Raw genomic sequence first — 13,477 nt, forward strand, 5'->3', positions numbered from 1 at the left:
CGGCTCCAGGCCAGAGCGGACTCCAGGCCGGATCGGGCAGTGGTCGGCGGGTGCGGCTCTAGGCCAGGCCGAGGTCGGCCAGGTCGTAGGCGGTCAGGTACGGCAGTCCTGCCCCGGTGATCGCCGCGGCGGCCCCCCGGTCCACGATCGTGGCGACCGCCACGACCTCGGCGCCCGCCTCGCGCAGCGCCTCCACGGCGGTCAGCGGGGATCCGCCGGTGGTGGAGGTGTCCTCGACCACCAGCACCCGCCGTCCCGACACGTCCGGTCCCTCGATCCGGCGCTGCATGCCGTGGGTCTTCTGCGCCTTGCGGACCACGAACGTGTCGAGCCTCCCGCCTCGCGCGGCCGCCGCGTGCATCATGGCGGTCGCCACCGGGTCGGCGCCCAGCGTCAGGCCGCCGACCGCCTCGTACTCGAGGCCCTCGGTGATGTCCAGCATGACCCGCCCCACCAGCGGCGCCGCCTGCCCGTCAAGGGTCACCCTGCGCATGTCCACGTAGAAGTCGGCCTCCATGCCCGAGGACAGCACGACCTTGCCGTGCACCACGGCCTTGCCCTTGATCTCCGCCAGCAGGTTCTCGCGATCGCTCATGGCACAAGGTTAGGGCGATCCCCGAACCCGTCCGATCGGACCCCGCCGGGAAACCGGGCCGCCGTAACGCGAGTTTCGGGCCGGAGGTGGCAAAAGTGCGATCCGGGTTTACTCGCGGCGCGTACTGCGGGATTATCCGGCAGGCAACTCCAGGTAATGGCGAGGTCACAATGAGTGTGAAAACATCTCAAGGCGATGCTGAACTGCTGGCTGCCACCAGGAACGGCGACGTGGCCGCCTACCGGGTGCTCCATCAGCGGCACGCCCCCGCGGCGCATGCCCTGGCCCGCCTGCTCCTGCCGGGCGAGGCCGACGTCGAGGGCGTCGTGGAGAGGACGTTCGCCGATGTCCACCACGTGATCGCCCGGGGACACGGGCCGGAACAGGCGTTCCGCGTCCACCTCCTCACCGCCCTCCGCCGCACCGCCGACGCCCGTCCCGGTACGACCGGCACGGGGAACGGCCCGGCGGCCGCCGCACCGGAAGCCGGCAGGAAGGCATCGGGGGAGACCGGTGAGCGGGCGGAGGGGGAGGACGGAGAGAGCGCGGGCGGGGAGGGCGGAGGGGGCGGAGAGATCGGCGAGCGGGCGGAGGGAGAGATCGGCGAAGGGACGGACGGGGAGGCCGACGAAGACGAAAGGGCGGACGGGGATGACGGGGGGACCGGCGAGCGGGCGCGGGGGGAGATCGACGAGCGGGCGGACGGAGAGTCCCCTTTCGGTCCGCGCGCGTTTCTCGTCGACCCGTCGGTGGCGGGCCTGGAACGCTCACCGGTGGCCAGGGCGTTCCTCTCCCTGCCCGAGCGGTGGCAGTTCGTCCTGTGGCACGCCGAGGTCGAGAGGCTCAGGGCCGAGGACGTCGGGCTCCTGCTGGGCCTGACGGTCAACGGCGCGGCCGCGCTCGCCCACCGGGCACGGGAGGGGACGCGCCAGGCGTGCCTGCGCATCCACCTGGCCGAGACGTCCGCCCCCGAGTGCCGGCCCGTGCTGATCAGGCTGGGTCCCTACACCCGCGGCGGCCTGCCCAGGGAACAGGGCAGGATCATCGAAAGGCATCTGGACGGCTGCTCCGGCTGCCGCGCGGTGCTCGCGGAGCTGACCGGTATCGGCCAGGGCATCCGCTCGGTGATCGGACCGCTCGTCGCCGGTCCCGCGTTCCCCGCCTACCTGACGGCACTCGCCAGGATGGGCGCCACGGCGGGCGGCGGGCTGTCCGGGCGCTGGCACCGGGCTCCCCGGTCCGTACGGCGCGCCGTCGCGACCGGTGCGATGGCGACCGCGGTCGCGGTGGCCGCGGCCCTCGTGCTGGTGTCGGCCGAGGAGCCCGCCCCCGGGCCGAGCACGGCCTCCGAGCCGATCGTCGTGGCCCCCGCGCCCGGTTCCCCCGCCCCGCGGGGGTCCTCGGACGGGCCGGACACCTCCGGCTCGTCCGTACCGTCACTCTCCGGGCGGCCGACGGGTCCCGACCGCGAGCCCGCCGGGACCGGGACGACGTCAGGATCCGGTGGGGCGAGTGCCGGTGCGGCACCCGGCGCAGGGCTCGGGGGAACGGGAGCCGGGAGCGGTGACCCGGCCGGGACGCCGCCGGGGACGGCGGGAGCGGGACAGGACGGCCGGACGGGTTCCTGGCTCGCCCCCCGCCTGGTGGCCAAAATCGACGCGCTCGGCGCCCTGGTCAGGTCCGAGGCCGGGATCGTCGTGGTGCGCCTCCGCAACGCGGGCCGAGGGCGGAGCGAGGAGGTCGTCGCCGATGTCGGCCTGCCGCGAGGCGTGACGCTGCCGTCCGGGTCCCGCAGGGGAAACGCCGTCGGCGGCGTCACGCCGGTCGGCACGGTCGACGGCTGGTCCTGCCGGGCGAGAAGCCGGGGCGCCCGCTGCGTCCGCGGCCCGCTGCCTGCGGGCCGGGCCACGGCGGTCTTCCTGAGGGTCCTGGTGTCGGGCGACGCGCCCTACGGGGCGGTGCCCTCGGTCACGGTCTCCACCGCGGGGACGCGGGTGGCGGCCAGGTCGCGCGGCGGGGTACGGGCGACGGGGGCCCCGGCCCGGTTCGCCACCGACGGCAGGGTGGCCGTCTCCGCGATCGGCAACACCCTGATGAGCTGCGCGCCCTCGGAGCCCGCGTGCGAGGCCGCCCACTCGCGGCGGGGCGGCAGGCGCGACAACAACAGCTGGGAGATGCGCCCCCTCGACCGCGACGGGGACCCGTCGACGAGCAGTTCGAGCGCCGCCCGGCTCGTCGTGCCGGCCGCGAGCGAGGTGGTCTGGGCGGGACTCTACTGGTCGGCGAGCGCGCCCCCCAGCGAGCGGATCAAGCTCAAGGTGCCGGGCGAGGAGCGGTACCGGCAGGTCAGGGCCACGCAGGTGGTGGAGCGGGAGCTCCCCGCGGGGCGCGGCTACCAGGCGTTCGCCGACGTGACGCGTCTGCTGGGCACGGCCCGCGGGACGTACTGGGTTGCCGACGCCTCGGTGCGGTCCGGGGTGGCGCGCCATGCCGGCTGGAGCCTGGTGATCATCGTGGCCGACCCGCGCCGGCCGTACAGCCAGGCCGTCGTCGTGGACACCGCGACGGTGCTGGACGGGGGGCACCGCTCGGCGCGGATGCCGCTCGGAGGGCTCACCCCCTCCGGCTCCGACGCCCCCGCGAGGCTGGCCCTGGTGACCTGGGAGGGTGACGCGGGCGTCATGGGCGATCGGGTGAGGCTCGGCGGCCGGCCCCTGCGGCCCGCGGGCGGGGAGCAAGACCCGCGCAATCCCTTCGACGGGTCCGCCGCCGGGGCGCGGGGCACCGGCACGACCTTCGGCACGGACGTGGACCGCTTCCGGACGCCCCTCGGCCGCGACCCGGTGCTGGAGCTCAGCACGCACCAGGACGTCCTGCTGTTCGGCGCGGCGGCGGTGAGCGTACAGACCGCCTTCTGACGGGGCGCGCCGTTCGCCCGGGTCCGCTGTGCGGCGAAGGCGTCATGCGGGGTGTGGGGGCACATGGGGCGGGGCGGCGGGAAACCCGAGCGAGTGGCACCTCGCCGGGGGGATCCACGAACGGGACAAACTGGTACGGTCGGCGTAAACGATCCAGCGTATGGTCGAGCGCGGGTGGAATCGTCGGGATTCACCCTCGGATGGTCAGCTGCTTGATTACCCTGAGGAAGGGCCGTCTGTCCGGTCTCTTAGGGGTTCTTTCAGGCTTGTCTGAACCGAAGGATCGGGCCACGTAGGAAGGGCGGTGTCGTGTGGATCGTTGCGCGCTGTTCGTGGACGCCGGCTACCTGCTGGCCGACGGCGCGATGGCGGTGCACGGTACCCGCCACCGCGAGTCCGTCTCCTGGGACTACCCGGGGCTGCTCCAGCTGCTCAACAAGCTGTCGAGAGAGCGCACCGGCCTGCCGCTGTTGCGCTGCTACTGGTACGAGGCGACCGTGGAGGGCCGCCGCACCCCGGAACACGACACGCTGGCCGACATCCCCGGCCTCAAGCTCCGCCTGTCGCGCATCCGCCCCGGCCGCCGCGAGGGCGTCGACGCCCAGGTCCACCGCGACCTGATGACGCTGGCCCGCAACGGCGCGGTCTGCGACGCGGTCGTGGTCAGCGGTGACGAGGACCTGGCGCAGGTCGTCTGCGACGCCCAGGACCTCGGCATCCGGGTCACGGTGGTCCACATCAGCGCCGACGGCAGCTGGGCCGTCTCCCGCACGCTGCGCCAGGAGTGCGACGACCTGATCGAGATCGGCGCCGGTCATCTACGCCCCCACGTCAGCCTGCTCAGCGGCGAGACGCCCGCCTTGGTGGCCAACGGCCACCAGCACGGCTCCGGCAACGGCCAGCCCGCCACCTCCCGCGGTGCCGGCGGGAGCAACGGCGCCCCGGCCACCAGCCCCATCCCCGCGGTCCAGACCTCCCGCGCGGCCCACGCCCAGCCCGCGCTGCCCTCCACCTACCCGAGCTACACCCAGGAGTCGCCGATCACCCCGGTCGCTCCCGCCGCACCGCCGTCCCCGCCCTCCTCGCCGTCCCCGCCCGCCTCCGCGCCCTCCCACGCGGCCGTCGGCAACCAGACCGGCCCGCTGCCGGCCGCGCCGCAGTACTCGCTGGGCAACACCGGCGGCATGCCGAGCTACCAGTCCCCGCAGATGGGCGCCTACACCGGCCCCCAGCCGGCCCCGGTCCCCCCGCAGAGCTCCGGAACCGGCACCGCGACGACTCTCTCCGACGCGGTGCAGGCCGCCCACAAGGAAGGCCACGACTTCGGCGAGTCCGTGGCCAAGGACGCGCCCGCCCTGTGGCTGGAGGCGGTCCTCGCCCGTAAGCCCCGGATGCCCTCGGACCTGGAGGCGCGCCTGCTCCAGGGCTCCTCCCTGCCGATCGACTTCCTCCTGCACGACGAGGTCCGCCACGCCCTGCGCCGCGGCTTCTGGGACGCCCTGGAGCGCGCCCGCCGCTGAGACGCGTAAGCGCGCTCAGGACCGCAGCGCGAGAAGGGTCCGTCAGGTAAGTGCGTCGAAGCCCGCGCGCAGGTGGCTGAGGCGGTTGGACAGGTCGGCCACCGGTCCCGCGAGGCCGGGGTCGCCGCTCTTACGGACCAGCTCGGCGACCCGGCCGAGCTCCTCCTCGACGGCGGCCAGGCGCCTGGACAGCTCGGGCAGCACGGCGGCCTGGTCGGACGCCTCACCGGGCGGCAGCTCCGCGCCGAGGCGCTCGCGGAGCATGGTGGCCTGCTCGGCCAGCCTGCGGTTCATGTTGTAGAGCTCCACGAACACCGCGACCTTGGCCCGGAGCACCCACGGGTCGAAGGGCTTGGTGAGGTAGTCGACGGCGCCCGCGGCGTAGCTGCGGAAGGCGTAGTCGGGCGCGCTGTCGACCACGGTCAGGAAGATGATCGGGATGTTGCGGGTGCGCTCGCGGCGCTTGATGTGGGCCGCCGTCTCGAACCCGTCCATGCCCGGCATCCGGACGTCGAGCAGGATCAGGGCGAACTCCGTGCCGAGCAGGGCCTTCAGCGCCTCCTCACCCGACTTCGCCCGCACGGGTACCAGATCGAGCGAGCTGAGAATGGCCTCGAGCGCGATCAGGTTCTCCTCCCGGTCGTCGACCAGGAGAATCTTGGCTCTGTCCGGCATCGATCACACGCCTTCGTTGGAGTCGCCGGCCGGCTTGCCCCGGGTCAGCCAGCCGCGCAACCTCTCCAGGAGGCGGTCGACGTCCACGGGCTTGGGCACGTAGTCGGAGGCGCCGGACGCGATGCTTTTCTCCCGGTCACCTCGCATGACCTTAGCGGTTAGCGCGATGATCGGCAGATCCGCGAACTGGGGCATCCGGCGGATCGCCGAGGTGGTGGCCCAACCGTCCATCTCCGGCATCATGATGTCCATCAGGACGAGGGCGACGTCCTCGTTGCGCTCGAGCTGCTCGATGCCCTCGCGGCCGTTCTCCGCGTAGATCACCGTGGAGCCGTAGCGTTCGAGCACGCTGGTCAGCGCGAACACGTTGCGGATGTCGTCGTCCACGATCAGGATCTTCGCCCCGGTCAGCGGGTCGTCGCCCTTCCACGGCTTGCCCTCGCCCTGCGGGAACTGCGGCAGGGGCATGTCGTCGTTGAACGTCAGCTCCGGCAGGTCGTCCGGCTCCTCCAGCACGCCGACGAGCGCCGGGTTGCGGGGGGAGGCGCTGGGGGTACTCGCCCCGCCGTCGCGCGAGGCCAGCGGTCCGCCGTACGACGGGGGCAGGTAGAGGGTGAAGGTGCTGCCCTCGCCGACCTCGCTGATCACGTGGATCTCGCCGCCGAGCAGACGGGCGATCTCGCGGCAGATGGACAGGCCCAGGCCCGTCCCCCCGTACTTGCGGCTGGTGGTCCCGTCGGCCTGGCGGAACGCCTCGAAGATGACCTCCAGCTTGTCGGAGGCGATCCCGATGCCGGTGTCGACCACCTCGAAGGCGAGGATGCCGTCGGCGCCGCGCAGGGTGTCGTCCACGAAGGAGACGGTGCGGCCGGCGTGGATCACGCGCAGCCGCACCTCTCCCTTGGGAGTGAACTTGATCGCGTTGGAGAGCAGGTTGCGCAGCACCTGCTGGAGGCGCTGCTCGTCGGTGCGGAGCTCCTGCGGGATCGAGGGGTCGACCTCGACGGTGAACGACAGGCCCTTGTCCTGGGCGAGCGGCGCGAAGGTGGCCTCGAAGTAGTCGACGAGCTTGGGCAGGGAGATCTGCTGGGGGTGGATGTCCATCCGGCCCGCCTCGACCTTCGACAGGTCGAGGATGTCGTTGATCAGCTGCAGCAGGGCCGAGCCGGCGCCGTGGATGGTCCTGGCGAACTCCACCTGCTGGGCGGTGAGGTTGCCCTCGGCGTTCTCGGTGAGCAGCTTGGCCAGCACGAGGAGGCTGTTCAGCGGGGTGCGCAGTTCGTGGGACATGTTGGCGAGGAACTCGGACTTGTAGCGGGAGGAGACCGCGAGCTGCTCGGCGCGCTCCTCCAGCGTGCGGCGGGCCTGCTCGATCTGGAAGTTCTGGATCTCGATGGCCCGGTTCTGCTTGGCCAGCAGCGCGGCCTTGTCCTCCAGCTCGGCGTTGGAGCGGCGCAGCTCCTCCTGCTGGCGCTGGAGCTCGTCGGAACGCTCCCGCAGCTCGGTGGTGAGGCGCTGCGACTCGGTCAGCAGGTCCTCGGTCCTGGAGTTGGCGATGATCGTGTTCATCGTGACGCCGATGGTCTCGACGAGCTGGTTCAGGAAGTCGTGGTGGATCTCGCTGAACTCGCTGAACGAGGCCAGCTCCAGCACGCCGAGCACCTGCGTCTCGAACAGGACCGGCAGCACGACGATCTGCGCGGGCGTGGAGGTGCTCAGTCCGGTGTCGACGGTCAGGTAGCGGGCGGGCACGTTGCCGAGGATGATCCCCCTGCCCTCCATCGCGGCCTGTCCCACGATTCCCTCGCCGGTCGCGAACCGCTGCCGGGGGCCGTTGCCGGAGCGGGCGCCGTACCCGGCGATGAGGTGCAGGTCGCGGTCGCCGGTGGGTTCGGCGAGGTAGAAGGCGCCGTAGTGGGCCGACACCAGCGGGGTCAGCTCGCTCATGATGAGCTTGGCGACCTCCATCAGGTCGCGGTGGCCCTGCATGAGGCGGGAGATCCTCGCCAGGTTGGACTTCAGCCAGTCCTGCTCCTGGTTGGCGGTGGTGGTGTCGCGCAGCACCGCCACCATCATGTTGATGTTGTCCTTCAGCTCGCCGATCTCGCCCTCGGCGTCGACGGTGATGGAGCGGGTCAGGTCGCCGGTGGCCACGGCGGTGGTGACCTCGGCGATGGCGCGCACCTGGGTGGTCAGGCGGGCGGCGAGCTCGTTGACGTTCTCGGTGAGGCGCTTCCAGATGCCCTCGGCGCCCTCGACGCGGGCCTGGCCGCCCAGCTTGCCCTCGGAGCCGACCTCGCGGGCGACGCGGGTGACCTCCGCACCGAAGGACGACAGCTGGTCGACCATGGTGTTGATCGTGGTCTTCAGCGCGAGGATCTCGCCCTGCGCGTTCACGTCGATCTTGCGGGTCAGGTCTCCGTTGGCGACCGCGGTGGTGACCTCGGCGATGTTGCGGACCTGGTAGGTGAGGTTGTTGGCCATGGAGTTGACGTTGTCGGTGAGGTCCTTCCAGACCCCGGAGACGCCGCGTACGCGGGCCTGGCCGCCGAGCTGGCCCTCGGTGCCGACCTCGCGGGCGACGCGGGTGACCTCGTCGGCGAACATCGACAGCTGGTCCACCATGGTGTTCAGGGTGTCCTTGAGCTGGAGGATCTCGCCCTGCGCGTCCGCGGTGATCTTCTTGGACAGGTTGCCCTGGGCGACGGCGGTGGACACCGCGGCGATCTGGCGGACCTGGGTGGTCAGGTTGTTCGCCATCACGTTGACGTTGTCGGTGAGGTCCTTCCAGGTGCCGGAGACACCGGGCACCTGCGCCTGGCCGCCGAGCTGGCCCTCCGAGCCGACCTCGCGGGCGACGCGGCTCACCTCGGAGGCGAACGACGACAGCTGGTCGACCATGGTGTTGATCGTGGTCTTCAGCGCGAGGATCTCGCCCTGCGCGTTCACGTCGATCTTGCGGGTCAGGTCTCCGTTGGCGACCGCGGTGGTGACCTCGGCGATGTTGCGGACCTGGTAGGTGAGGTTGTTGGCCATGGAGTTGACGTTGTCGGTGAGGTCCTTCCAGACCCCGGAGACGCCGCGTACGCGGGCCTGGCCGCCGAGCTGGCCCTCGGTGCCGACCTCGCGGGCGACGCGGGTGACCTCGTCGGCGAACATCGACAGCTGGTCCACCATGGTGTTCAGGGTGTCCTTGAGCTGGAGGATCTCGCCCTGCGCGTCCGCGGTGATCTTCTTGGACAGGTCACCCTGCGCCACCGCCGTGGAGACCGCCGCGATGGCGCGGACCTGGGTGGTCAGGTTGCCCGCCATCACGTTGACGTTGTCGGTCAGGTCCTTCCAGACCCCCGAGACCCCGCGCACCTGTGCCTGGCCGCCGAGCTGGCCCTCGGTGCCGACCTCGCGGGCGACGCGGGTGACCTCCTCGGCGAACGCCAGCAGCTGGTCGACCATGGTGTTGACGGTGTTCTTCAGCTCGAACATCTCGCCGACCGCGTCGACGGTGACCTTGCGGCTCAGGTCGCCTCGCGCGACCCCGGTGGTCACCGCGGCGATGTCGCGGACCTGCGCGGAGACGCGGCTGGACATGGTGTTGACGGCCTCGGTGAGGTCGCGCCAGCTTCCCGACATGCCGCGCACGTTCGCCCGGCCGCCCAGGCGGCCCTCGGTGCCGACCTCCCTGGCCACCCGCGTCACCTCGGAGGTGAACAGCGAGAGCTGGTCGACCATGCCGTTGATCGCCTTGCCGAGGCGGCGCACCTCGCCCCTGGCACCGCGGTCGAGGTCGATCCGGCGGGACAGATCACCCTTGGCCACCGCGTCGATCACGTCCGCGGCCCCGCTGACCGGGCCCACGAGCGCGTCGATCAGCGTGTTGACCGAATCGACGCTCTCGGCCCATGAGCCCACGCCGGGACCGGGGGTGAGGCGCTCGCCGAAGCGGCCCTCCTTCACCACCTCGCGGCGGACCCGGTGCAGCTCGTTGGCCAGGTGCTCGCGGCGATCGGCCACCTCGTTGAGCAGCAGGCGGATCTCGCTGAGGATTCCCGGCGGGGCGTGCGGCACCCGGCGGCGGAAGTCACCGTCGCGCCAGGTGATGAGCGTCTGCAAGATTGGTCGCAGATCCGATTCGCTGTAACGTCGCTCCTCGACGTCGGGCACGGTGTTGACCGTGGTCATATGACCTCCTTGACTCCCGGGGGCGCAGCCGTGAGTCACCCCAGTCTGTCACGGTGCGCAATGTGTAGTCCCACCTTCGATTCACCCCATGTCAACGGGAAGTGTGGTAGTCACGGAACAGTGACCAGTGCTCCACGCGCCGTCCTGGCGGCGACCTTCGCCCCAGGACACACGGCCGTTCCTGCCGCCAGGCGGTTCACCATCGAGGTGATGACCGCCTGGGCCGCCGCGTCCGTTCTGGCGGTCGCCGAGCGGCTGGCGGCCGACCTGTCGTCACAGGTGACCGATGCCTCTTTTGAGATCGTTTGGAGCCATCTGGGCGACGGGCTGCAGATCGAGGTGCGCCAGAAGCGGGCCCCCGACGGGAGCCCCGGCGCCCCGTCCGTACCGGTGGAGGAATGGGGTGTCACCTTCGCCGGTCAGCAGCGTACGCACTGGGCCAGGATCCGGCTGCCCGGCTCCTCCGGGCGGCCGTCCTCGGAGTGGACCGCCGAGGAACCCAGCCGCGGGCCGATCTGGATGGGTTTTCTCGCCGACGCCAGCGACCTGCTGGCGGGCACCCTCGACCCTGACATGGTGCCCGCGATCATCTCGCAGATCGTGGTGCCACGGCTGGCCACCTGGTGTGCCGTCTACACCTGGAGCAACGGCGGCGGCCCGCAGCGTCCAGCCTACCTCTGGCACACCGACGAGCGGCGCATCGACGAGCTCCGGGAGGAGCTCGCCAGCGTCCAGATCCCGCAGGCCGGCGGCTCCATGCAGTTCGCCGACTCGCAGGTGCTGGTCATCCCGCTCCTCGCGCGCGGGCGCACGCTGGGCGCGATGTGCCTGGGGCGGCCCGACCGGTTCGCCGAGGACGTCTTCCAGTACGCCGAGGACATCGGCCGCCGTGCCGCGCTCGCCCTGGACAACGCCCTGCTGTACGCCACCCAGGCGGCGGCCAACCGGGCCCTGCAGCGCAGCCTGCTCCCTCCCGACGAGCCCGGCGAGATCCCCGGTCTGGACCCCGCGGTGGTCTACGAGCCCGCGGGGGAGACCAACGAGGTCGGCGGGGACTTCTACGACCTCTTCGCGGCCGGCGACGGCTCCTGGCGGTTCGCGGTGGGCGACGTCTGCGGGACCGGCCCCGAGGCCGCCGCGGTCACCGGCCTGGCCCGCCACACCCTGCGCCTGCTCTCGCGGGAGGGGTACGGGGTGGCCGCCGTCCTCGACCGCCTCAACCAGGCGATCCTGGAGGAGGGCGAGCGCGCCCGCTTCCTGACGCTGCTGCACGGGGAGATCAGGCCCGTGCCGACCGGCCTGGACGTGGCGATGGTCTCCGCGGGGCACCCGGAGGCGCTGCGGCTGCGGCCCAGCGGCGTCGTGGAGGCCGTGGTGACCTCGCAGTCGCTGCTGGGCGTCTTCCCCGAGGCGACCTTCAAGGCGGAGCTCGTCCATCTCGACCCCGGTGACGTGCTTCTCGCGGTGACCGACGGGGTCACCGAGCGTCGCAGGGACGGGCGGCTGCTCGACGACGACGGGGGGCTGGCCAAGCTGCTGGCCGAGTGCGCGGGGCTGTCGGCGAGGGCGGTCGCCGAGCGGATCCGCCGCGCGGTCCAGGACTTCGCCCCCGAGCCGAGCGCCGACGACATGGCGATCGTGGTCCTGCGCGCCCGCTGACGGGGTCGCCCACCCGGGGGAGGAGGCCCGTTGACGGGGCTGCCCACCGGCCGGACGGGCCGTTGACGGGGCCGTCCACCTGCCGGGCGAGATCGCCCGCACGACCCGGGGACCGTACGGGCGAGACCGTCACCCTCTCACCGGGCGATGTGGGCTATATATCGGTATTCACGTGCTTTCTGGCGAAATCCAGCTGGGCCGACATCTGCGCGATCCGCTCGGAGACGACCAGGGAGCCGTGACCCGCGTCGTAGCGGTACACCCGGTGCTCGTGGTCGCGCTCGGCGAGCCGGGCCACGTACGCCTCGATCTGCCCGATCGGGCAGCGCGGGTCGTTCTCCCCGGCGAGGATCAGCAGCGGGGCCTCGACCTGGTCGACGTAGGTGATCGGCGAGCTGTTCGCGTACCGCTCGGGCTGCTCCTCGGGCGAGCCGCCGAGCAGCGCGCGGTGGTAGGAGCGCAGCGCCTCCGTCTCCTCCTCGTAGGTGGCGACGTGGTCGGCGATCGGCACCGTGGCGATGCCCGCCGCCCAGATCTTGGGCTGGGTGCCCAGGCCGAGCAGCGTGAGGTAGCCGCCCCAGGAGGCGCCGGACAGCACCAGCCGGTCGGGGTCGCAGACGCCGCGGTCGACCATCGTGTCCCTGACGGCGGCCACGTCGGCCAGCTCGATGTGCCCGACGTCGCCGTGCAGGGCGTTCCGCCAGGCCGAGCCGTATCCGGTGGAGCCCCGGTAGTTGACCCGTACGACCGCGAAGCCGAGATCCACCCAGGCGGCCACCTGCGGCACGAAGGAGTCGTCGTCCTGGGCGGTTGGCCCGCCGTGCAGCATGAAGACCGTGGGGAAGGGGCCCGAGCCGCGCTCGGGGCGGGAGACCAGGGCGTGGATGCGGCCGCCCGGCCCCTCCACGTCCACGTCCTCGACCGGGACCGACGGGGGCGAGGTGGGGCCGCCGTGGTTCATCACCACGTGGCCGCTGGTCGACCGGATCAGCGGCGGGTGGGCCCCGCTGGACCAGGAGTACTCGACGGAGCCGTCGGGTCGGGGGGCGGCGGCGTCGATCACGCCGTGCTGGGTCTCGATCGGGAAGAGCCCGCCGCCCGGAAGGTCGTAGCGGGTCAGATAGGTGCGCCCCCGGTTGCCGCGCACGACGAGCAGCGAGCGGCCGTCGTCGTACCAGTCGGCGGTGATCTCGCCCGGGTCGCGCAGCCAGATCTCCCGCTGGTCGCCGGTCTCGGGGTCCCAGACGAGGGGCTCGCGGCGGCCCCTGCGCTCGTGCAGGGTGAGCAGGCGGCGGTCCCCGGACAGCGGGGCGAAGCGCAGGCCGACGACCCCCTTGCCGGGACCGTCGTGCAGGTCGCCGACGACCTCGCCGTTGCGCCGGAGCACGCGCAGCCCGGGGTGCCTGGCGTCGCCGTGCTCGCTGTGGCTGATCGCGATCAGCGAGCCGTCCAGGGAGACCGCGGAGACGGCGGCCGCCTCGGTGTGCTCGTAGATCGTCCGCGCGGGCTCGCCCGGCCGTACGAGATGGATGGTGAAACCCTGTCCGGGCCTGGCCATGCCGACGACCGCGTCGCCCGTCGCCGAGAGCCCGAGCCCGGCGGGGAATCCGGGGGCGAGGTCGACCGGCTGGTCGGGGCCGCCGTAGAAGGGCTGGCGCATCCACCGGCCCCACTCGTCGCCGTCGGTGTCGTCGAACCACCAGATCCACTGCCCGGTGGGATCGATCGCGCCGTGCGAGGTGCCCTTGGGACGCGAGGTCGCCTGACGGGCGGAGCCGCCCGCGCGGTCCCAGGCGTAGACCTCCCACGCCCCCGAGGCGTTGCTGCGGTAGACGGACCGGCTGGGAGCCTGGCTCGCCCACACGGGCAACGTCGCGCGCGGCGCACGGAACCTGGCCTGCCAGCGCTCCTCCGCCTTCATATGGCGCTTC

7 protein-coding genes are annotated in these 13,477 nt (G+C 72.2%); 3 read left to right on the plus strand and 4 right to left on the minus strand.

The window, feature by feature from the left end; genetic code table 11:
• Nucleotides 1-58: 58 nt before the first annotated feature.
• Nucleotides 59-595 carry an orotate phosphoribosyltransferase gene (gene pyrE, locus ACVCAG_RS12750; protein ID WP_440083783.1) on the minus strand — a complete coding sequence of 179 codons (537 nt, stop codon included), beginning with the start codon at nucleotides 593-595 and terminating at the stop codon, nucleotides 59-61.
• Nucleotides 596-771: 176 nt separating this feature from the next.
• On the opposite strand from pyrE, the gene ACVCAG_RS12755 reads away from it, so the two are divergent.
• Together ACVCAG_RS12755 and ACVCAG_RS12760 are read left to right on the plus strand one after the other, a co-directional pair.
• On the plus strand, nucleotides 772-3,513 hold the full coding sequence (locus ACVCAG_RS12755; protein ID WP_447189863.1) for a zf-HC2 domain-containing protein: 2,742 nt from the start codon (nucleotides 772-774) through the stop codon (nucleotides 3,511-3,513).
• A gap of 311 nt (nucleotides 3,514-3,824) precedes the next feature.
• The gene (locus ACVCAG_RS12760) at nucleotides 3,825-5,033 is read left to right on the plus strand and encodes an NYN domain-containing protein (protein WP_440083785.1); all 1,209 of its coding nucleotides are present in this window, start codon (nucleotides 3,825-3,827) and stop codon (nucleotides 5,031-5,033) included.
• 42 nt (nucleotides 5,034-5,075) lie between these two features.
• Here ACVCAG_RS12760 and ACVCAG_RS12765 read toward each other — a convergent pair whose 3' ends face one another.
• Both ACVCAG_RS12765 and ACVCAG_RS12770 read right to left on the minus strand, forming a co-directional pair.
• Nucleotides 5,076-5,708 (minus strand): response regulator, encoded by a 633-nt coding sequence (locus ACVCAG_RS12765; RefSeq protein WP_440083786.1) that lies wholly within the window; start codon nucleotides 5,706-5,708, stop codon nucleotides 5,076-5,078.
• Between the two features lie 3 nt (nucleotides 5,709-5,711).
• The gene (locus ACVCAG_RS12770; RefSeq protein WP_447189864.1) at nucleotides 5,712-9,887 is read right to left on the minus strand and encodes a HAMP domain-containing protein; all 4,176 of its coding nucleotides are present in this window, start codon (nucleotides 9,885-9,887) and stop codon (nucleotides 5,712-5,714) included.
• 120 nt (nucleotides 9,888-10,007) lie between these two features.
• Between ACVCAG_RS12770 and ACVCAG_RS12775 the strand changes: the two genes are divergently transcribed.
• Nucleotides 10,008-11,546 (plus strand): SpoIIE family protein phosphatase, encoded by a 1,539-nt coding sequence (locus ACVCAG_RS12775; RefSeq protein ID WP_440083788.1) that lies wholly within the window; start codon nucleotides 10,008-10,010, stop codon nucleotides 11,544-11,546.
• Between the two features lie 154 nt (nucleotides 11,547-11,700).
• On the opposite strand, the gene ACVCAG_RS12780 is transcribed toward ACVCAG_RS12775, so the two are convergent.
• On the minus strand, nucleotides 11,701-13,467 hold the full coding sequence (locus ACVCAG_RS12780; RefSeq protein WP_440083789.1) for a prolyl oligopeptidase family serine peptidase: 1,767 nt from the start codon (nucleotides 13,465-13,467) through the stop codon (nucleotides 11,701-11,703).
• Between the last annotated feature and the right edge of the window lie 10 nt (nucleotides 13,468-13,477).

The organism is Streptosporangium sp. G12 (assembly GCF_052983175.1).

Excerpts from the sequence above, each read along its gene's own strand:
- pyrE (WP_440083783.1), bottom strand. The coding sequence starts at position 595 with ATGAGCGATCGCGAGAACCTGCTGGCGGAGATCAAGGGCAAGGCCGTG.
- ACVCAG_RS12765 (WP_440083786.1), bottom strand. The coding sequence starts at position 5,708 with ATGCCGGACAGAGCCAAGATTCTCCTGGTCGACGACCGGGAGGAGAAC.
- ACVCAG_RS12770 (WP_447189864.1), bottom strand. The coding sequence starts at position 9,887 with ATGACCACGGTCAACACCGTGCCCGACGTCGAGGAGCGACGTTACAGC.
- ACVCAG_RS12780 (WP_440083789.1), bottom strand. The coding sequence starts at position 13,467 with ATGAAGGCGGAGGAGCGCTGGCAGGCCAGGTTCCGTGCGCCGCGCGCG.